The organism is Pseudomonas sp. CIP-10, from assembly GCF_020911845.1.
GTDB classification, from domain to species: domain Bacteria; phylum Pseudomonadota; class Gammaproteobacteria; order Pseudomonadales; family Pseudomonadaceae; genus Aquipseudomonas; species Aquipseudomonas alloputida.
In genome coordinates this window covers 949236-973451 of sequence record NZ_CP087160.1, presented here as the reverse complement: position 1 = coordinate 973451, position 24216 = coordinate 949236, and the positions used below count along the sequence as shown (strand labels likewise).

1 protein-coding gene is annotated in these 24216 nt (G+C 66.4%); it reads left to right on the top strand.

Annotated elements, in window-relative coordinates:
• The first annotated feature begins 135 nt into the window (after nucleotides 1–135).
• Nucleotides 136–24216 (top strand): BapA/Bap/LapF family large adhesin, encoded by a 24081-nt coding sequence (locus LMH93_RS04350; protein ID WP_230064860.1) that lies wholly within the window; start codon nucleotides 136–138, stop codon nucleotides 24214–24216.

Here is a 24216-nt window from a genome sequence, read left to right as displayed (position 1 = left end):
TGCTATATCTCCCTAACCACCCGTTTGTCGACTGCCTGGTCGAGGCTGTGCGTAAGACCCCTGAAAGGGCTCTGTTACGTCGGTTGTGGCCCGAACACTCGGGCCGGGGGATCCGGATATCAGCAGGGAGCATCCATGGACAACATCGTCGTCGCCGATAAGCAATCCGAAGTCGCCACTCAGAGCACCTGGGGCAATATCAATCTCAAAGCACCAAGCGTCGTGCAGGTACCGGTTTCTCCAGACAAAGTGGCCACGGTCACCCAGCGCGGGCAGGACCTGATCATCACCCTGAAGTCAGGCGAAAAGGTCACCATCGGTAACTTCTTCGCCGTAGACCAGGCCGGGGTCGGCAGCGATATGGTCTTCGTCGGCGACGATGGCACCCTGTGGCATGCCCAGTACGATGCAGCTGCGTTCACCGGCTTCACCTTTGAAGACGTGGCCTCGTTGGACGAACTGGTCGCGGGTATCGGCACCGCCGGTAGCGCCATGCCAACGTGGGCGATAGCCGGGCTCAGCCTGCTCGGTGTGGGCGGCGCAGCAGCGGCGGCGAACAACGGCGGCGGCAGCAGCAGCAGCGGCGGTTCCGACCCCGACACCAGCGCACCGGCCACGCCGATCGACCTGCTGGTTTCGCCGGATGGCTTGCGTCTGACCGGCCGTGGCGAAGCAGGCACCACGGTGAACATCCGCGACGCCGCCGGCAACCTGATCGGCAGCGGCACAGTGGGTGCCGACGGCAGTTTCAACGTGACGCTGAATGCGCCGCAGATCAACAGCGAAAACCTTGATGTCACCCTGACCGACGCCGCCGGCAATGTCTCGGCGCCTGGCACTGTCACTGCGCCGGACGCAACTGCACCACTGGCGCCGACCGACCTGGCTATCAATGAGCAAGGTAACACCCTCACCGGTCGTGCCGAGCCCGGCTCGACGGTTTCCGTGCGAGGCACAGGTGGCGTATTGCTGGGCACTGCGGTGGCCGGTGCGGACGGCCAGTTCAGCATCACTCTGCAACCGCCACAAATCGACGGCCAGGCCCTGGAGATCAGCGCCGTAGACGCGGCTGGCAATATCTCGCCAGTTGCCAGCATCACGGCGCCGGACGTCGACAACCCAGATACCACAGCCCCTGAACAACCGACTGACCTGGCCTTGGCCGATGGCATCACTTTCACCGGACGCGGTGAGCCTGGTGCTACCGTGCAGGTGCGCGATGCTGCCGGCAACCTGATTGGCACCGGTGTCGTCGGTGCCGACGGCCTGTTCAGCCTCACCCTGTCGCCTGCCCAGGCCAATGGTGAAGCACTCGACGTGCGTCTGGTGGATGCCGCCGGCAACAGTTCGATACCGCTGGAGTTCACAGCCCCGGATATCACACCGCCCGAGGCGGTCACCGACATCCTGGTCGGCCCAGGTGGCACGGCCCTGAGTGGTCGCGGCGAACCGGGTGCCACTGTCGAAGTGCGTGATGCCAGTGGCACCGTGATCGGCACGGGTGTGGTGGGTGCCAACGGCACCTTCCTGATCGACCTCGCCCCAGCCGCACAGCCGGGCGAGCAGTTGAGCCTGGTGCAGACCGACCCAAGCGGTAATGCTTCGGTGGCTACCGAGTACGACGTACCATTGACCACCGCGCCCGACAGCCCGAGCAACCTGGCCATCAATGCTGATGGCACCACCCTCACCGGTACCGCACCTGCCGGCACCCGTGTGGAAGTGCATGACGCCAACGGCACGCTGATTGGCAGTGCCATTGCCAACGCCGATGGCAGCTTCAGCATCGAACTGAATCCCGCACAAGCCAACGGCGAACTGCTGGACGTGGTCGCCATTGATGACGGCGGCGTTTCCTCGCTGCCCGCACAGATCACCGCACCCGACATCACCGCCCCTGCCGCACCAACCGAACTGGCCGTGAGCGCGGACGGCAGCGTTATCACCGGCCGTGCCGAACCGGGCAGCACCGTGCGCATCGTGGCTGCCGACGGCACCGAACTGGGCACTGCCGTGGTCGGCCCGACCGGCGTGTTCAGCCTCAACCTCAACCCGCCACAAGTTGACGGCGAAGTGCTGCAAGCCACGGCGACCGATGCCGCTGGCAATACTTCCGTTGCCAGCTCGGTCACCGCCCCAGACATCGATGGCGGCGACACCACCCCGCCTGAAGCCCCGACCAATCTGGTGATCGGCTTTGCCGGCAGCCAGCTCAGTGGTCGAGGCGAAGTGGGCACCACCGTCCAGGTGCGTGACGCGGCCGGCAACATCCTCGCGACCGGCACCGTCGCTGCAGATGGCACCTTCGTCATTACCCTGGACCCTGCCGTGAACGACGGCAGCACCTTGCAAGTCACCCTCACCGACGCCGCCGGCAACGTATCCCAGCCGGGCTCGGTCACTTCGGCCGACTTGCTGCCGCCCGCACAACCGACTGACCTGGCCCTGGCCGATGGCGTCACCTTCACCGGTCGCGGCGAGCCCGGTGCCACCGTGCAGGTGCGCGATGCTGCCGGCAACCTGATTGGCACCGGTGTCGTCGGTGCCGACGGCCTGTTCAGCCTCACCCTGTCGCCTGCCCAGGCCAATGGTGAAGCACTCGACGTGCGTCTGGTGGATGCCGCCGGCAACAGTTCGATACCGCTGGAGTTCACAGCCCCGGATATCACACCGCCCGAGGCGGTCACCGACATCCTGGTCGGCCCAGGTGGCACGGCCCTGAGTGGTCGCGGCGAACCGGGTGCCACTGTCGAAGTGCGTGATGCCAGTGGCACCGTGATCGGCACGGGTGTGGTGGGTGCCAACGGCACCTTCCTGATCGACCTCGCCCCAGCCGCACAGCCGGGCGAGCAGTTGAGCCTGGTGCAGACCGACCCAAGCGGTAATGCTTCGGTGGCTACCGAGTACGACGTACCATTGACCACCGCGCCCGACAGCCCGAGCAACCTGGCCATCAATGCTGATGGCACCACCCTCACCGGTACCGCACCTGCCGGCACCCGTGTGGAAGTGCATGACGCCAACGGCACGCTGATTGGCAGTGCCATTGCCAACGCCGATGGCAGCTTCAGCATCGAACTGAATCCCGCACAAGCCAACGGCGAACTGCTGGACGTGGTCGCCATTGATGACGGCGGCGTTTCCTCGCTGCCCGCACAGATCACCGCACCCGACATCACCGCCCCTGCCGCACCAACCGAACTGGCCGTGAGCGCGGACGGCAGCGTTATCACCGGCCGTGCCGAACCGGGCAGCACCGTGCGCATCGTGGCTGCCGACGGCACCGAACTGGGCACTGCCGTGGTCGGCCCGACCGGCGTGTTCAGCCTCAACCTCAACCCGCCACAAGTTGACGGCGAAGTGCTGCAAGCCACGGCGACCGATGCCGCTGGCAATACTTCCGTTGCCAGCTCGGTCACCGCCCCAGACATCGATGGCGGCGACACCACCCCGCCTGAAGCCCCGACCAATCTGGTGATCGGCTTTGCCGGCAGCCAGCTCAGTGGTCGAGGCGAAGTGGGCACCACCGTCCAGGTGCGTGACGCGGCCGGCAACATCCTCGCGACCGGCACCGTCGCTGCAGATGGCACCTTCGTCATTACCCTGGACCCTGCCGTGAACGACGGCAGCACCTTGCAAGTCACCCTCACCGACGCCGCCGGCAACGTATCCCAGCCGGGCTCGGTCACTTCGGCCGACTTGCTGCCGCCCGCACAACCGACTGACCTGGCCCTGGCCGATGGCGTCACCTTCACCGGTCGCGGCGAGCCCGGTGCCACCGTGCAGGTGCGCGATGCTGCCGGCAACCTGATTGGCACCGGTGTCGTCGGTGCCGACGGCCTGTTCAGCCTCACCCTGTCGCCTGCCCAGGCCAATGGTGAAGCACTCGACGTGCGTCTGGTGGATGCCGCCGGCAACAGTTCGATACCGCTGGAGTTCACAGCCCCGGATATCACACCGCCCGAGGCGGTCACCGACATTCTGGTCGGCCCAGGTGGCACGGCCCTGAGCGGTCGCGGCGAACCGGGTGCCACTGTCGAAGTGCGTGATGCCAATGGCACTGTGATCGGCACGGGTGTGGTGGGTGCCAACGGCACCTTCCTGATCGACCTCGCCCCAGCCGCACAGCCGGGCGAGCAGTTGAGCCTGGTGCAGACCGACCCAAGCGGTAATGCTTCGGTGGCTACCGAGTACGACGTACCATTGACCACCGCGCCCGACAGCCCGAGCAATCTGGCCATCAATGCTGATGGCACCACCCTCACCGGTACCGCGCCGGCCGGCACCCGTGTGGAAGTGCATGACGCCAACGGCACGTTGATTGGCAGTGCCATTGCCAGCGCCGATGGCAGCTTCAGCATCGAACTGAATCCCGCACAAGCCAACGGCGAACTGCTGGACGTGGTGGCCATCGATGACGGCGGCATTTCCTCGCTGCCCGCCCAAATCACCGCGCCCGACATCACCGCCCCTGCCGCACCGACCGAACTGGCCGTGAGCGCGGACGGCAGCGTGATCACCGGCCGTGCCGAACCGGGTAGCACCGTACGTGTCCTGGCTGCCGACGGCACCGAACTGGGCACTGCCGTGGTCGGCCCGACCGGCGTGTTCAGCCTCAACCTAAACCCGCCACAAGTTGACGGCGAAGTGCTACAGGCCACCGCGACCGATGCCGCTGGCAACACATCGCCAAGCAGCGCAGTCACCGCACCGGATATCGACGGGATCGATACCACGCCACCGGCAGCCCCGACTGACTTGGTGATCGGTCTTGTTGGCAGCCAACTCAGTGGTCGAGGCGAAGCCGGCTCTACGGTGCAGGTGCGTGACGCGGCCGGCAACATCCTCGCGACTGGCACCGTCGCTGCAGATGGCACCTTCACCGTCACCCTGGACCCTGCCGTGAACGACGGCAGCACCTTGCAAGTCACCCTCACCGACGCCGCCGGCAACGTATCACAGCCGGGCTCGGTCACTTCGGCCGACTTGCTGCCGCCCGCGCAACCGACTGACCTGGCCCTGGCCGATGGTGTCACCTTCACCGGTCGCGGCGAGCCCGGTGCCACCGTGCAGGTGCGCGATGCCGGCGGTACTGTCATCGGTACTGGTGTCGTAGGTGCCGACGGCCTGTTCAGCCTCACCCTGTCGCCGGCCCAAGCCAACGGCGAAGCACTCGACGTGCGCTTGGTGGATGCTGACGGCAACGCCTCTGCGCCGCTGCAATTCGATGCGCCGGACATCACCCCACCTGAGGCAGTAACCAATATTACAGTTGGTGCTGACGGCCTGGCCCTGAGCGGTCGCGGCGAACCAGGTGCCACTGTGGAAGTGCGTGATGCCAATGGCACTGTGATCGGCACAGGTGTGGTCGGTGCCAACGGCACCTTCCTGATCGACCTGAATCCGGCCGCACAGCCAGGCGAGCAGTTGAGCCTGGTGCAGACCGACCCAAGCGGTAATGCTTCGGTGGCTACCGAGTACGACGTACCACTGACCACAGCGCCCGACAGCCCGAGCAATCTGGCCATCAATGCTGATGGCACCACCCTCACCGGTACCGCACCTGCTGGCACCCGTGTGGAAGTGCATGACGCCAACGGCACGCTGATTGGCAGTGTGGTGGCTGGCCCCGACGGCAGCTTCACCGTAACCCTCGACCCGGCCCAGTCCAATGGCGAACTGCTGGACGTGGTCGCCATCGATGACGGCGGCCTTTCCTCGCTGCCTACCCAGATCACCGCACCGGATATCACCGCCCCTGCCGCCCCAACCGAACTGGCGGTCAGCGCGGACGGCAGCGTTATCACCGGCCGCGCCGAGCCGGGCAGCACCGTGCGCATCGTGGCTGCCGACGGCACCGAACTGGGCACTGCCGTGGTCGGCCCGACCGGCGTGTTCAGCCTCAACCTCAACCCGCCACAAGTTGACGGCGAAGTGCTGCAGGCCACCGCGACCGATGCCGCTGGCAACACTTCCGTTGCCAGCTCGGTCACCGCACCGGACATCGATGGCGGCGATACCACCCCGCCTGAAGCGCCGACCAATCTGGTGATCGGCCTTGCCGGCAGCCAGCTCAGCGGTCGAGGCGAAGCCGGCTCCACCGTGCAGGTACGTGACGCGGCAGGCAACATCCTCGCGACCGGCACTGTCGCTGCAGATGGCACCTTCATCGTCACCCTGGCCCCTGCCGTGAACGACGGCAGCACCTTGCAAGTCACCCTCACCGACGCTGCCGGCAACGTATCCCAACCGGGCTCGGTCACCTCGGCCGACTTGCTGCCGCCCGCGCAACCGACTGACCTAGCCTTGGCCGATGGCGTCACCTTCACCGGTCGCGGCGAGCCTGGTGCTACCGTGCAAGTGCGCGATGCTGCCGGCAGCCTGATTGGCACCGGTGTCGTCGGTGCCGATGGCCTGTTCAGCCTCACCCTGTCACCTGCCCAGGCCAACGGCGAAGCCCTCGACGTACGCTTGGTGGATGCTGACGGCAACGCCTCTGCGCCGCTGCAATTCGATGCGCCGGACATCACCCCACCTGAGGCAGTAACCAATATTACAGTTGGTGCTGACGGCCTGGCCCTGAGCGGTCGCGGCGAACCAGGTGCCACTGTGGAAGTGCGTGATGCCAATGGCACTGTGATCGGCACAGGTGTGGTCGGTGCCAACGGCACCTTCCTGATCGACCTGAATCCGGCCGCACAGCCAGGCGAGCAGTTGAGCCTGGTGCAGACCGACCCAAGCGGTAATGCTTCGGTGGCTACCGAGTACGACGTACCACTGACCACCGCGCCCGACAGCCCGAGCAATCTGGCCATCAATGCTGATGGCACCACCCTCACCGGTACCGCACCTGCTGGCACCCGTGTGGAAGTGCATGACGCCAACGGCACGCTGATTGGCAGTGCCATTGCCAACGCCGATGGCAGCTTCAGTATCGAACTGAATCCCGCACAAGCCAACGGCGAACTGCTGGACGTGGTGGCCATCGATGACGGCGGCGTTTCCTCGCTGCCCGCACAGATCACCGCACCGGATGTCACCGCCCCTGCCGCACCGACCGAACTGGCCGTGAGCGCGGACGGCAGCGTTATCACCGGCCGCGCCGAGCCGGGCAGCACCGTGCGCATCGTGGCTGCCGACGGCACCGAACTGGGCACTGCCGTGGTCGGTCCGACCGGCGTGTTCAGCCTCAACCTCAATCCGCCACAAGTTGACGGCGAAGTGCTGCAGGCCACCGCAACCGATGCGGCTGGCAACACTTCCGTTGCCAACTCGGTCACCGCGCCGGACATTGATGGCGGCGATACCACCCCGCCTGAAGCACCGACCAATCTGGTGATCGGCCTTGCCGGCAGCCAACTCAGTGGTCGAGGCGAAGCCGGCTCTACCGTGCAGGTGCGTGACGCGGCCGGCAACATCCTCGCGACCGGCACCGTCGCTGCAGATGGCACCTTCGTCATTACCCTGGACCCCGCCGTGAACGACGGCAGCACCTTGCAGGTCACCCTCACCGACGCCGCTGGCAACGTATCGCAGCCGGGCTCGGTCACCTCGGCCGACTTGCTGCCGCCCGCACAACCGACTGACCTGGCCCTGGCCGATGGCGTCACCTTCACCGGTCGCGGCGAGCCCGGTGCCACCGTGCAGGTGCGCGATGCTGCCGGCAACGTGATTGGCACCGGTGTCGTCGGTGCCGACGGCCTGTTCAGCCTCACCCTGTCGCCTGCCCAGGCCAATGGTGAAGCACTCGACGTGCGTCTGGTGGATGCCGCCGGCAACAGTTCGATACCGCTGGAGTTCACAGCCCCGGATATCACACCGCCCGAGGCGGTCACCGACATCCTGGTCGGCCCAGGTGGCACGGCCCTGAGTGGTCGCGGCGAACCGGGTGCCACTGTCGAAGTGCGTGATGCCAATGGCACTGTGATCGGCACGGGTGTGGTGGGTGCCAACGGCACCTTCCTGATCGACCTCGCCCCAGCCGCACAGCCGGGCGAGCAGTTGAGCCTGGTGCAGACCGACCCAAGCGGTAATGCTTCGGTGGCTACCGAGTACGACGTACCATTGACCACCGCGCCCGACAGCCCGAGCAATCTGGCCATCAATGCTGATGGCACCACCCTCACCGGTACCGCACCTGCCGGCACCCGTGTGGAAGTACATGACGCCAACGGCACCCTGATTGGCAGTGTGGTGGCTGGCCCCGACGGCAGCTTCACCGTCACTCTCGACCCGCCACAGGCCAACGGCGAACTGCTGGACGTGGTCGCCATCGATGACGGCGGCGTTTCCTCGCTGCCCGCACAGATCAACGCGCCCGACATCACCGCCCCTGCCGCCCCAACCGAACTGGCGGTCAGCGCGGACGGCAGCGTTATCACTGGCCGTGGCGAACCGGGCAGCACCGTGCGCATCGTGGCTGCCGACGGCACCGAACTGGGCACTGCCGTGGTCGGCCCGACCGGCGTGTTCAGCCTCAACCTCAACCCGCCACAAGTTGACGGCGAAGTGCTGCAGGCCACCGCGACCGATGCCGCTGGCAACACTTCCGTTGCCAGCTCGGTCACCGCACCGGACATCGATGGCGGCGATACCACCCCGCCTGAAGCGCCGACCAATCTGGTGATCGGCCTTGCCGGCAGCCAGCTCAGCGGTCGAGGCGAAGCCGGCTCCACCGTGCAGGTACGTGACGCGGCAGGCAACATCCTCGCGACCGGCACTGTCGCTGCAGATGGCACCTTCATCGTCACCCTGGCCCCTGCCGTGAACGACGGCAGCACCTTGCAAGTCACCCTCACCGACGCTGCCGGCAACGTATCCCAACCGGGCTCGGTCACCTCGGCCGACTTGCTGCCGCCCGCGCAACCGACTGACCTAGCCTTGGCCGATGGCGTCACCTTCACCGGTCGCGGCGAGCCTGGTGCTACCGTGCAGGTGCGCGATGCTGCCGGCAACCTGATTGGCACTGGCTTGGTCAACGAAGACGGCACCTTCAGCGTCACGCTGCTACCCGCCCAGGCCAATGGTGAAGCCCTGGACATTCGCGTGGTGGATGCCGCCGGCAACAGTTCGATACCGCTGGAGTTCACAGCCCCGGATATCACACCGCCCGATGCGGTCACCGACATCCTGGTCGGCCCAGGTGGCACGGCCCTGAGCGGTCGCGGCGAACCGGGTGCCACTGTCGAAGTGCGTGATGCCAGTGGCACCGTGATCGGCACGGGTGTGGTGGGTGCCAACGGCACCTTCCTGATCGACCTCGCCCCAGCCGCACAGCCGGGCGAGCAGTTGAGCCTGGTGCAGACCGACCCAAGCGGTAATGCTTCGGTGGCTACCGAGTACGACGTACCATTGACCACCGCGCCCGACAGCCCGAGCAATCTGGCCATCGATGCTGATGGCACCACCCTCACCGGTACCGCGCCGGCCGGCACCCGTGTGGAGGTGCATGACGCCAACGGCACGCTGATTGGCAGTGCCATTGCCAACGCCGATGGCAGCTTCAGCATCGAACTGAATCCCGCACAAGCCAACGGCGAACTGCTGGACGTGGTCGCCATCGATGACGGCGGCGTTTCCTCGCTGCCCGCACAGATCAACGCGCCCGACATCACCGCCCCTGCCGCCCCAACCGAACTGGCGGTCAGCGCGGACGGCAGCGTTATCACCGGCCGTGCCGAACCGGGCAGCACCGTGCGCATCGTGGCTGCCGACGGCACCGAACTGGGCACTGCCGTGGTCGGCCCGACCGGCGTGTTCAGCCTCAACCTCAACCCGCCACAAGTTGACGGCGAAGTGCTGCAGGCCACCGCGACCGATGCCGCTGGCAACACTTCCGTTGCCAGCTCGGTCACCGCGCCGGACATCGATGGCGGCGATACCACCCCGCCTGAAGCACCGACCAATCTGGTGATCGGCGTTGCCGGTAGCCAGCTCAGCGGTCGAGGTGAAGCCGGCTCTACCGTGCAGGTGCGTGACACGGCCGGCAACATCCTTGCGACTGGCACCGTCGCTGCAGATGGCACCTTCGTCATCGCCCTGGACCCTGCCGTGAACGATGGCAGCACCTTACAAGTCACCCTCACCGACGCCGCCGGCAACGTATCCCAACCGGGCTCGGTCACCTCGGCCGACTTGCTGCCGCCCGCACAACCGACTGACCTAGCCTTGGCCGATGGCGTCACCTTCACCGGTCGCGGCGAGCCTGGTGCTACCGTGCAAGTGCGCGATGCTGCCGGCAGCCTGATTGGCACCGGTGTCGTCGGTGCCGATGGCCTGTTCAGCCTCACCTTGTCGCCTGCCCAGGCCAATGGTGAAGCGCTCGATGTGCGTCTGGTGGATGCCGCCGGCAACGCCTCGGCGCCACTGCAATTCGATGCGCCGGACATCACCCCACCTGAGGCAGTAACCAATATTACGGTTGGTGCTGACGGCCTGGCCCTGAGCGGTCGCGGCGAACCGGGTGCCACTGTGGAAGTGCGCGATGCCAATGGCACCGTGATCGGCACGGGTGTGGTGGGTGCCAACGGCACCTTCCTGATCGACCTCGCCCCAGCCGCGCAGCCGGGCGAGCAGTTGAGCCTGGTGCAGACCGACCCAAGCGGCAACGCTTCCTCGGCACTGCAATTCGAAGTCCCGGCCACCACTGCGCCTGCCAGTCCCAGCGACCTGGTGTTCGCCGAAGACGGCAGCAGCATCAGCGGTACCGCACCTGCCGGCACCCGTGTGGAAGTGCATGACGCCAACGGCACGCTGATTGGCACTGTGGTGGCGGGCCCCGACGGCAGCTTCACCGTCACCCTCGACCCGCCCCAGGCCAACGGCGAACTGCTGGACGTGATCGCCATTGATGACGGCGGCGTTTCCTCGCTGCCCGCCCAAATCACCGCACCGGATATCACCGCCCCTGCCGCACCGACCGAACTGGTGATCAATGCCGACGGCAGCGTGGTCACCGGCCGTGCCGAACCGGGCAGCACCGTACGCGTGCTGGCCGCCGACGGCACCACTGTGCTGGGTAGCGTGGTAGTTGGCGCTACCGGCAGCTTCAGCATCACCCTCGACCCGCCACAGATAGACGGTGAAGTGCTGCAGGTGACGGCCACCGACGCGGCAGGCAACGCCTCCACCGCCAGTAACCTTACCGCGCCGGACATCGATGGCGGCGACACAACGCCACCGCAGACCCCGACCAACCTGGTGATCAGTGCTGCCGGCAGCCAACTCAGCGGTCGTGGCGAAGCCGGTACCAGCGTTCAGGTGCGCGATGACGCAGGCACCGTAGTTGCCACGGGCACAGTCAATCCCGATGGTACCTTCGCCATCACCTTGAACCCGGCCATCACCGATGGCAGTACCCTGCAAGTGACCCTGACCGACACTGCCGGCAATGTCTCGCAACCCGGTTCGGTCGCCGCGCCAGACCTGCTGGCCCCAGCGCAGCCAACCGAGCTGGCCTTGGTTGATGGCGTGACCTTTACCGGCCGCGGCGAGCCCGGTGCCACCGTACAGGTGCGCAATGCCAGCGGCAGCCTGATCGGCACTGGCTTGGTCAACGAAGACGGCACCTTCAGCGTCACGCTGTTCCCCGCCCAGGCCAATGGTGAGGCCCTGGACATTCGCGTGGTAGACGCCGCCGGCAACAGTTCAACGCCGCTGGCGTTCACTGCACCGGACGTCACGCCGCCAGCTGCCGTCAGCAACGTCGTGGTGGGCGCCAATGGCCTGGTGCTCAGTGGCCGTGGCGAGGCCGGTGCTACCGTACAGGTACGTGATGCCAACGGCTCTGTCATAGGCACCGCCACAGTCGGCGCCAACGGAACCTTCTTGGTCGACCTCACCCCAGCCGCGCAACCGGGCGAGCAATTGAGCCTGGTGCAGACCGATGCGAGCGGCAACGCCTCTGAAGCCCTGCAATATGAAGTCCCGGCAACCACGACCCCAGCCAGCCCAAGCGACCTGGTGGTGGCTGCGAACGGCGCCAGCATCACTGGTACGGCCCCGACGGGCAGCCGTGTGGAAGTACACGATGCCAACGGCACACTGGTCGGCAGTGTGGTGGTAGGTGCCGGTGGCACCTTCACCGTCATCCTCAACCCGGCCCAGGCCAACGGCGAACTGCTGGACGTGGTGGCCATCGATGGCACCGGCGCTTCGTCCCTGCCGGTGCAAATCGCTGCGCCAGACATCACCCCGCCGGTCACCCCGAGCGAGCTGGCGATCAGTGCCAACGGCAGCGAGGTCACCGGCCGCGCCGAAGTGGGCAGCACCGTGCGTGTGCTGGCCGCCGATGGCACCACCGTGCTGGGTAGTGTGGTGGTCGACGCCACTGGCAGTTTCAGCATCACCCTCGACCCGCCACAGGTAAACGGCGAGGTACTGCAAATCACCGCCACCGACGCCGCCGGCAACACCTCCACGGCCGGCGACATCACCGCGCCGGACATCGACGGTGGCGACACCACACCACCGGATGCCGCAACCAACTTGGTAGTCGGCCTGGCCGGGGCCCAGCTCAATGGCCGCGGCGAAGCCGGGGCCAGCGTGCAGGTGCGCGATGCCCAGGGCAATGTACTGGCCAACGGCTCGGTCAACCCGGACGGCACCTTCCAGATCACCCTTGACCCACCGGTGAAAGATGGCAGCAACCTGCAAGTGGTGCTGACCGATGCCAGCGGCAATGCTTCTGCCCCGGCGTCGGTGGTTACCCCGGACTTGCAGGCCCCGGCCCAACCGAGCGGCGTGGCCTTGGCCGACGGCGTGACCCTGAGCGGCAACGGCGAGCCAGGCGCGACCGTGCAGGTACGCGATGCCTTGGGCAACTTGCTCGGCACTGGCCTGGTCACTGAAACCGGCAGTTTCAGCATCACCCTGTCGCCGGCCCAGGCCAATGGCGAAATCCTCGACATCCGTCTGATCGATGCCGCCGGCAATGTCTCTTCACCCCTGCAGTTCGAGGCCCCGGACATCACCGTGCCTGCCGTAGTCAGCAACATTGTCGTCGGCGCCGACGGCCTGACCTTGGGCGGTCGCGGCGAAGCCGGTGCTACCGTCGAGGTGCGCGATGCCAATGGCACGCTGATCGGTACCGGCACAGTGACCGCGAACGGTACTTTCCTGATCGACCTCGATCCGGCTGCACTGCCGGGTGAACGCCTGAGCCTGGTACAGACCGACCCGAGCGGCAACGCCTCTGAAGCGCTGACCTACGACGTGCCACTGGTGGTCATCCCGACCAGCCCGAGCGAACTGGTCGTCGCCGCCGATGGCAGCAGCATCAGCGGTTCTGCTCCTGCTGGTAGCCGCGTGGAAGTGCATGATGCCAACGGCACGCTGGTCGGTAGCATCGTGGTGGGTGCCGAGGGCACCTTCACCGTGGTGCTCACACCGGCCCAGGCCAATGGCGAATTACTGGACGTGGTGGCGATCGACAACAACGGCACCTCGTCGTTGCCGGTGCAGGTCGCCGCACCAGACATCACCGCGCCTGTGGCGCCAAGCGATCTGGCAATCAGTGGCGACGGTACCGTTGTCAGCGGCCGCGCCGAAGCAGGCAGCACCGTCCGTGTGCTGGCCGCCGATGGCATCACTGTACTGGGCAGTGTCGTGGTGGGGGCCAGCGGTGCCTTCAGCATCGGCCTCACCCCGCCACAAGTGGCAGGCGAGCAGTTGCAGGTGACGGCCACCGATGTCGCAGGCAACGCCTCCACGGCCGGCAGCGTCACCGCACCGATCGTGGACAACGGCGGCGACACCACACCGCCGGAGCCCGCTACCGAGCTGGCCATCAGTAACGATGGCCGCACAGTCTCCGGGCGCGGCGAAGCGGGCGCCACCGTGGAGGTGCGCAACGATCAGGGGCAGGTGCTGGTGAGCGGCACCGTTCAGCCCGATGGCAGCTTCAATGTGCAACTGCCAACCCCGGTGGTGGATGGCTCGTCCCTGCAAGTGACCCTGACCGATGCCGCCGGCAACGTCTCTACACCTAGCCCGCTGACGGCGCCCGACCAGGTAGCACCGCTGCAACCCACCGACCTGGTGCTGAGTAATGGTGACAGCCTGGTCGGTACTGCAGAAGGGGGCGCACGGATTGAGGTCAAAGATGCCTCGGGCAACCTGATCGGTAGCGTCATTGCCGAGCCGGATGGCAGCTTCAGCCTGACCCTCGACCCGCCCCAGGCCAATGGCGAAACCTTGTCCATCACCGTGACCGATGCGGCAGGCAATACCTCGGTGCCGCTGAGTTACGTGGCCCCGGACATTACTGCACCGGCGATCGTCACTGACGTGCTGGCAGGCGATGGCAGCCTGGCCGTGTCTGGCCGTGGTGAGCCTGGTGCCACAGTCGAAGTGCGTGATGCCCAAGGCGCAGTCATCGGTACTGGCACCGTGGCGCCAAATGGCACCTTCGTGATTGACCTGGAGGCACCGCTGGCCGCAGGTGAGAACCTCGTGCTGGTGCAGACCGATGCCGCTGGCAATACCTCGGCAGGGGTCAGCGTGACCGTTGCCGATACACCGCTGCCCGAAAGCCCGAGCGGCGTGGTGCTGGCCGGTGACGGCTCCAGTGTTTCCGGTACCGCACCGGCAGATACGCAGGTGCAAGTGCGTGACGCGCAGGGCAATGTCCTGGGCAGCACCCAGGCCGGCCCGGATGGCAGCTTCACCATCGGCCTGACCCCGGCACAGGCCAACGGGGAAGCACTGGATGTCGTCGCGGTTGACGAAGCTGGCAACAGTTCACTGCCGACCCAGATCACCGCGCCCGATATCACCCCGCCCAATGAAGCCAGTGAACTGCAACTGAGTGCCGATGGCGGCCTGCTCACCGGTCGCGGCGAACCGGGCACCACCGTGCAGGTCATCAGCGCCGACGGCACTGTGCTGGGCAACGCCCAGGTCGGTGCCGACGGTGTGATCAGCGTGGTCCTGAACCCAGCGCAGACCGACGGCCAGGAACTGGACGTGGTCCTGCGCGACCCCGCTGGCAACACCTCGACCGCCAACATCGTCGCGCCCGATACCGACGGCCCGCTGCAACCCTCCGGGCTGGCTATCGATACCGCTGGCATTCACCTTACCGGCCAGGGTCAAAGCGGCTCCATCGTCACCGTGCGTGACGCCGACGGCAATGTGCTGGGCACTGCCTCCGTGGGCGGCGACGGCCGTTTCGACGTCACCCTCAACGCGCCACAGCGCAATGGCGAAAGCCTGACCGTCGAAGCGACCGACAACCTGGGCAATAGCGCAGGGCCGGTGGACTTCACCGCCCCCGACTCTACCCCGCCGCAAGTGGTCACCAACCCGGCCATCGACGGCACCGGTACCACGATCACCGGCAACGGCGAACCGGGCGCCACCGTGACCGTGCGCGGGCCGGATGGCAGCGTGCTGGGCAGCACGGTGGTTGGCGCGGGTGGCGCTTTCGAAATCACCCTCGACACGCCGCAAACCAACGGCCAGGCACTGACCGTGGAGCAACGCGACGCGGCCGGCAACCTGTCGGCGGCAGTCGACGTGTCGGCACCGGATACCCAGGCACCCGATAGCCCCACCGGTCTGGTCCTGGCTGGCGACGGCAGCAGCCTGAGCGGCAGCGGCGAGCCGGGTGCGCAGGTGACCGTGACCGGCACTGGCGGCACAGTACTGGGCACCGCAACGGTCCAGCCCGATGGCTCCTTCCAGGTGGCCATCGACCCGCCACAGCTCAATGGCCAGACGCTGTCTGTCACTCAGGCGGACAACAGCGGCAACGGCTCGCCCGCTGGCACCGTGACCGCACCTGACTTCGAGGCACCGCTGCCGGCGCAAGGACTGGGCCTTGATCCTACCGGCACACTGCTCAGCGGGCAGGGCGAGGCAGGCAGCACCGTAGAGGTACGTGATGCCGCAGGCAACCTGCTAGGCACCATCCCGGTGAATGCAGACGGTACGTTCGAAGTGGCACTCTCCCCGGCCCAGACCAACGGTGAAGTGCTGTCGGTGGTGCTGATCGATGGCGGCGGCAATGCCTCGCCGTCGGCCACTTTCACCGCTGACGACAGTACCGCGCCAGCTGCACCTGCCGGCCTCACGATCACCCCGGGCGGCAGTGCCATCCAGGGTACCGGTGAAGCTGGCGCCACGGTGGAAGTGAAGCTTGCCGACGGCACGTTGGTAGGCACCGTCGTCGTGCCCGCAGGCGGCAGCTTCACGGTCCCACTATCGCCCGCCCAGTTGGACGGCCAGGCCCTGGATGTGACGCTGACCGATGCGGCCGGCAACATTTCGCAGCCCAGCCAGATCCTTGCGCCTGACATCACGCCACCGGCACTGCCCACCGACGTTGCAGTCAGCAGCGATGGCACGGCTGTGACCGGTAACGCACCTGGCGCCAGTTCGGTGACCGTGAGCGATGGGGCCGGCAATGTGATCACTGTTGCGGTCAACCCGGATGGCAGTTTCAGCGTGCCGCTGGATACACCGCAGAACAACGGCCAGACCGTAACCGTGGTAGTGACCGACGCAGCCGACAACGACTCGGCGCCGGTCTCTGTCACCGCGCCGGACACGACCAACCCAGAACCGGCGACCGGGCTTACCGTAAGCCCGGATGGCAGCACGGTCGGCGGCACAGCCGAGCCTGGCAGCACAGTGGAAGTCCGCAACCCGGATGACACCGTGCGCGGCACTGTAACTACAGGGCCGGACGGCACCTTCGTGATCCCGGTCGCCCCACCGCTGGCATCAGGTGAAACCGTCGATGTGGTGGTGATCGACCCTGCCGGTAACGAATCGCCTGAAATACCACTGGCTGGCCCGACCGGTACCGAAGTGGCCACGCCTTCAGCCCTTGCCATCAGCGCCGACGGTTTCCTGCTGACCGGCCAGGGTACGGTCGGCTCGCTGATTACCGTAACCTCCGGGGGCACCACGCTGGGCAGCGCCACGGTCGGCAGCGACGGTACCTTCCGTGTGTTCCTCCAGAACGCCCAGCTCAACGCCCAGATCTTGCAGGTCAGTGCCAAGGCTACCGTCGATGGCCAGCCTTCGGTGCCGGCCATTATCGTGGCCAATGACACCACGGCACCGGACGCGCCGACGCAGGTAAACCTCAACGCCACCGGCAGTACGCTGACCGGCCAAGGCGAGGTGGGTGCAACCGTGCGCGTGACAGACGTACAAGGCACCTTGCTGGGGACTGCAACGGTCGACAGCAATGGCCTGTTCAGCGTCAGCTTCTCGCCGGCCGTGGCCAATGGGCAAAACCTGATCGTCACCCAGGCTGATGCTGCAGGTAACGTTTCGCTCGCGGCCACCCTGCAAGCGCCTGACCTGCAGGCACCGCTGGCGGCCACTAACCTCAGCCTCAATAGCGCAGCCACCGTGCTCAGCGGCCAGGGCGAAGCCGGTGCCAGCGTCACCGTGCGCGACGCCAGCGGCGCCATCCTGGCCACCGGCACCGTCAACCAGGGCGGCCTGTTCCAGATCACCCTGCCCAGCGCGCAGGTGACCGGTAGCCCGCTACAGGTCACCCTCAGTGATGCCGCGGGCAATGTGTCCGGCCCGGCCAGCCTGGCCACGCCAGACCACACGCCGCCAGCGGCCATCAGTAACCCGGTGTTGAGCCAGGACGGCCGGCAGCTTTCCGGCAGCGGTGAAGCGGGCGCCACGGTACAGGTCCGCAACGCCGCCGGTGCCTTGCTCGGCTCCGCCACGGTGGGCGCTGACGGTCGCTTCACGGTGACATTCGACACGCCGCAAACCAACGGCCAGGTCATCGGCGTGACGCAAGTGGATGCCGCCAGCAACACCTCGCCGGCAATCAATGTGACAACCCCGGACCTGACCCCACCCGCGCCGCTGACCAACGTGGTGCTGAACAACAACGGCCTGACCCTGACCGGCCTGGGCGAAGCCGGTGCCACGGTCACCGTTCACGGCCAGGACGGGACCATCATCGGCACCGGCCTGGTAGCGGCCAATGGCAGCTTTACCCTCACCCTGAACAGCGCCCAGCTCAACGCCCAGCACCTGAGCGTTACGCAGACCGACGCGGGCAACAACACCTCCACCGCCGTGGCGGTCACCGCGCCAGACTTCACCCCGCCTACGGCACCGACAGCACTCGTGCTGTCCGGTAGCGGGCTGCAACTGACCGGTAACGCCGAAGCCGGCAGCACCGTGACCGTGCGCGATGCCAGCGGCAACGTGCTGGGCACAGCGGTAGCCGGCAGCAACGGCACCTTCCAGGTCACCTTGAACAGTGCCCAGACCAATGGCCAGATGCTGCAGGTGACCGCCACCGACGCAGCCGGCAACGTGTCGCCGGCCGCACCTTACACTGCAGCCGACACCACGCCGCCGGCCGCCGTGACCAACCTGGCTGTCTCCGCCAATGGCGCCACCCTGACAGGCGATGGCGAAGCAGGCGCAACCGTGACCGTACGGGCGCCGGACGGTACCGTGCTGGGCAACGCTACAGTGGCCGCCGACGGTCACTTCAGCGTGTCCCTGTCGCCGGCAGCGATCACAGGTGAAAGCCTGAGCGTGGTTCAGGCCGATGCCGCACAGAACGTCTCCCCTGCACAGAGCGTGACGGCGCCGGGTGCGCTGGCACCGGCCACACCGGACAACCTGATACTGGCCGCCGACGGCCTGTCGGTGACCGGCACCGCCGAGGCGGGCAGCACAATCAAGGTGTACGGCCCCAACGGCGTATTGCTGGGCAGCAGCCCGGTCGCCAACGACGGCACGTTCACTGTCAATCTCGGCAGTGCTCAGGCCAATGGCGAAGTGCTGCAGGTCAGCGCAACGGGCCCCGATGGCAGCGTATCGCTACCCTCTACCCTGCAGGCACCCGACACCACGGCACCGCAACCACTGACCAACCTGGCGTTGTCCAGCGACGGCCTGGTACTCAGTGGCCGCGGTGAAGCAGGTGCCACCGTTACCGTGATTGGCGAAGGCGGTGTCGACCTGGGCACTGCCGTGGTCGATGCCAATGGCAACTTCAATGTCAACCTGAACAGCGCGCAGATTAACGGCGAACAGCTCAGCGCCAGCCAGTCCGATGTGGCCGGCAACGAGTCCAACAGCGTCAGCCTGACAGCCCCTGACCGCGTCGCGCCGGATGCTGCCGGCAACCTGGCCTTCGCCGGGGGTGGCAGTTTGTTGAACGGTACCGGCGAAGCGGGTGCCGCCGTGCGTGTGCTCGCCGCCGATGGTTCGGTGCTGGGCAGCGCCACGGTGCGCGCCGACGGGACTTTCCAGGTCAGCCTCGCATCGCCCCAGGCCAACGGCCAACAGGTGCAGGTGGTACTGACCGATGCGGCCGGCAACCAGTCTGCTGCCAGCGCCATCACCGCACCCGATACCACACCGCCAACGGCACCCGGCGAACTGGCCGTTTCCGGTGATGGTGTCACCCTCACCGGCCGCGGCGAAGTGGGCGCGCGGGTGACCGTGACCAACCCGGCAGGCGAGGAAATCGGCAGCGCCACCGTCGATACCAGTGGCCACTTCACCATCACGCTGAGCCCGGCACTGGGCAACGCCGAGCTGCTCAGCTTCACCCAGGCCGATGCGGCCGGCAACGTGTCGGCAGTGGCTACCCTGCAAACCCCGGACTTCACCCCGCCCGACCCACTCACCCAAGTGGTGATCAACGCCGACGGCAGTGTGGTCAGCGGCCTGGGCGAGGCCGGCGCCACGGTAATCGTCAGTAACGCGGCCGGTACCGTACTGGGCACGGGTATCGTATTGGCTGATGGCAGCTTCAGCGTCGAACTGTCACCCGCACAAATCAACAACCAGACACTGTCGGTACTGCAGGCCGATCCCCCCGGCAACGTCAGCCTGCCGGTCAACGTGCAAGCGCCGGACCTCACACCGCCAGCGGCAGCAACCGAGCTGCGGCTCAATGCGGCAGGTGACGAGCTGGGGGGTGTCGGCGAAGTGGGCGCCACCGTGCGCGTGTACGTCGGTATCACGCAGGTGGGTACCGGCACAGTGGGCGCCGACGGGAACTTCATCGTCGAGCTGGATGCAGCGCAGCTCGATGGCCAGGTGCTGCAGGTCACCCTGACCGATGCAGCTGGCAACATCTCGCCAATCAGTTCGGTCACGGCGGTGGACACCACACCACCGGCCGCCGTGGTCGCCATCATCAACGACAGCGGTACCCAGGTGATCGGTACTGCCGAAGCCGGCACCCGCGTCACGGTGGTCAACAACAACGGCGACCTGCTGGGCCAGGTAACGGTGGAGCCGGACGGCACCTTCGTCCTTGACCTGAACCGCCCGCAAATCAACGGCGAAACGCTGACCATCATCGCTCAGGACGCCACTGGCAACCCGTCGGTACCGCTGGCAGTGACTGCGCCAGACCTGACGCCACCGGTGCAGCCGACCGACCTGCTGCTCAACGCAGCCGGTACGTCGATGACGGGTACGGCAGAAGCCGGCAGCACCATCACGGTGCGCGGCCCGAACAACAACATCGTGGGCACGGTGGAAGTGGGTGAGAACGGCCAGTTCACTGTGCCGATCAGCCCGGCACAGAACAACGGCCAGTTGCTGACGGTGGTGTCCATGGATGATGCTGGCAACGCTTCGGTGGCTGTCCCTTACCAGACCAACGACACCTCGCCACCCGACCTGGTGACCAACCTGGCGATCAACAACACCTTCAACGTGCTGACCGGCAAGGGCGAAGCCAATGCCACGGTTACCGTCAGCCTCGACGGAGACGTGATCGGTACCGGCGTGGTGGATGCCGCTGGCAACTTCCAGATAACGCTGGTGCCGGCGGCGGGCTCGCTCGCAACCCTGGAAGTGACACAGTCCGACGGCATCAATACGTCTGCGGTCGCGACCTACCTCACACCCTTGATCGCACCACCCGTGCCGCCCACCGACGTGACCTTGGGCAGCGACGGCCTGACCCTGACAGGCAGTGCACCCAGCGGTGTGGGCATTCGCGTGTACGACGCTGCAGGCAACCTGATCGGTACAGGGGTCGCAAGCCTGAACGGCTCCTTCACCCTGACGCTGGACGCAGCCCAGCTCAATGGCGAACACATTTCGGTGACAGCGGTGGCGCTGATAGGCGGCGAATCGCAGCCGACCTTCCTGCAAGCGGCCGACATCACGCCACCGACCAACCCGGTGGTGACCAGCCTGTCTGTCAATGGCCTGGTGCTGACCGGCACGGGTGAAGCCGGTGCCACGGTGACAGTGCGTGATGCCGGCAACAACGTGCTCGGCACGGCGGTGGTGAATGGCGGTGGCGTGTTCACCGTCAACCTGAACGCCGCGCAGCTCAACGGCCAGGTACTGGGCGTGAGCCAGGCTGACACTGCAGGCAATGTGTCCGGCAGCACAAGCTACACCGCCGCAGACCTGCAGCCACCTGCAGCCCCCACCAACGTCGCCATCAACGGCACCGGTACCGTGCTTACCGGTAGCGGTGAGGCGGGCGCTACCATTACCGTCCAAGGCCCGAACGGCCAGGTGGGTACCGGTGTGGTACAAGCCAACGGCACCTTCAGCATTACCTTGACCTCGCCACAGAACGACGGGCAACTGCTGGTGGTACGCCAGGCCGATGCTGCCGGCAACCTGTCCGCCAGCACCAGCCTGACTGCGCCGGACACCACCCCGCCAGCCGCCCCGCTGGCCACCATCAACGCCAACGGCACCTCGGTCAGTGGTGCTGGCCAGGTTGGCAGCACGGTCACCGTGCGCAACAGCGCCGGTACCGTACTGGGTACCGCAACGGTGGGCAGCAACGGCCTGTTCGTGGTCAGCCTGACTGCGGCGCAGATCGACAACCAGGCGCTCAGCGTCACCCTCACCGACAGCGCCGGTAACGTGTCCACGGGCACTGCACTGACCGCACCGGACCTGACCCCGCCTGCGGCTGCCGGCAACCTGCTGTTCAGTGCCGACGGCAGTACCCTCACCGGTACTGGCGAAGTGGGTGCCACCGTCACCGTACGCAGCGCCGGCGGTACCGTGCTGCAGACCGCGACGGTGCAGGCGGACGGCACCTTCACCGTGACCCTGAGCCCGCCTCAGGACAACGGCCAGATCCTTTCGGTGACCCTCAGCGACCCGCGCGGCAACGTGTCGGGCAACGTCAACGTCACTGCACCGGATGTGGATGCCAACGCGCCGGTCATCGCCAGCGACAACCTGGCCACGGCCACGGTCAACCTGGCAGCGGTCAGCGCCACGAAGACCTACACCGACAGCTTCACCACGCTGTTGTCGGGGTTCTCCAAGACCTACACCTGGACGGTGGCAGCAGGCACCACGGCTGACCCTACCCTCACACTGACCACCAACAGCGTGCTGGCATTGCTCAACAACACCAGCTTCACCCTGCAGGTGAAAGACGCCAGCGGCAACTGGGTGACCATCGCCACCGGTAACACTCAGGGCCTGCTCGACCTGATCGTGTTGCCAATCGGCTTGCAGGTGGACATCGGCGTGCTGCAAGCCGGTGATTACCGACTGACCGTGGGCAGTGGCGGCATCGGCCTGATCACCGAAGTGAGCACCACGCTGGACATCGTCTCCACCAGCCTGACCCAATTCACCGGCACCGGCATTGCCACCTCTGGCAACGTCATTACCGACGTGGGTACCGATGGCGCAGTGGATGCTCGTGGCCCGGACAGCGCCGCCGTGCTGCAAGTGCTCAAAAACGGCAGCTACGTCTCGGCCGGGACCGCCACGACGGTTCAGGGCCAGTACGGCACCCTGGTGATCCGTGCGGACGGCAGCTACACCTACACGCCGAACGGCAGCCCGAACAGTGTCGGCAAGGTGGACGTGTTCAGCTACCAACTGGTGCACCCTAACGGCCTGTCCGATGCCGCCAACCTGTACGTGCGCATCGACAGCCCGCAAGCCACGGAGGTCTGGAGCGACACCAACTACGGTGCTCCGGCCACGGTGGTCGACGCAGTCAACGACGTTGGTACCAGCCAGGTCACCCTGGACAACCGCGTGGACTCCAGCAGCAGTACGCTAGGCTCGCTGAACCTGCCAGTGATCGGTACCCGCCAGGCCACCTACACCACCACGGTTGCCGCCAATACCACGGCCGACCTGCAGGTGGTGGTCAACTCCACCAACCTGTTGAGCCTGCTCAACGGCACCACCATCGAGCTGCTCAAGCTCAACCCGGCCACCGGCCAGTACGTGCTGGTGCAGTCGGTGCCAGGTGGTTCGCTGGTCAGCATACTGGGCGGCGGCGCCGGGTATACCTTCGAGAACCAGGGCGCCGGTACCTACCACGTACGTGTCACCGCCGGCGGCATCGGCTTGCTCAGCTCCATCACCACCAGCCTGAACACCACTACAACGTACCTGACCGAGTTCGTGGTCAGTGGCGCGACAGCCGCCACCGGCAACCTGCTGGCTGACGACAATGTCGGTTCGGCCTTGACCGTGCTGAGCGTGCTGACAGCGGCCAACACCTACACCATCCCGGGCTACAACGGGGTAAGCGTGGCCGGCACCTACGGCACGTTGCTGGTGCATGCCGACGGCAGCTACACCTACACCCTGAACGCAGGGCTCACCTCGGCGGTGGTGGGCCAGCACGACACCTTCACCTACGAGCTAAGCCACCCGAACGGCACGACCGACACCGCAACCCTCACCATCAACGTGGACAGCGCCGCCGGCCTCACCGCCACCACATCGCTGCTGGCCGATACTGGCAACGAATCCGCGGCACTCGCCAGCCTGGCAGCGGCCACCGATGTGATCGCCGGCACTGACGGCAACGACCACCTCGATGGCAGCCAGGGTGGCCACATCACCCTGCAGGGTGGTGCGGGTGACGACACACTGGTGGTGGTCGACCAGAACTTCGCCAGCGTCGACGGTGGCTCGGGAACCGACACCCTGCTGTGGGGCGGCGGTGATGCCAGCATTGACCTGGGCAACCTGGCCGGGCGCGTACACGACATCGAAATCCTCGACCTCAACGACACCAGTTCGGTGGCGCTCACCCTCAACCTGGCGGATGTGGTGGCCATCACCGAAACCGGTACCGACACACTGATCATCAAGGGGGACGACAAAGACTCGGTTCACATGACGGACAACTGGACGCTGGTCGGGAACCAAACTGCCGACGGCATCGACTATAACCAGTACACGGCCCAGGAGGATCCAAGCCATCACCTGTGGGTACAGAACGGTATCCATGTGGTTTGA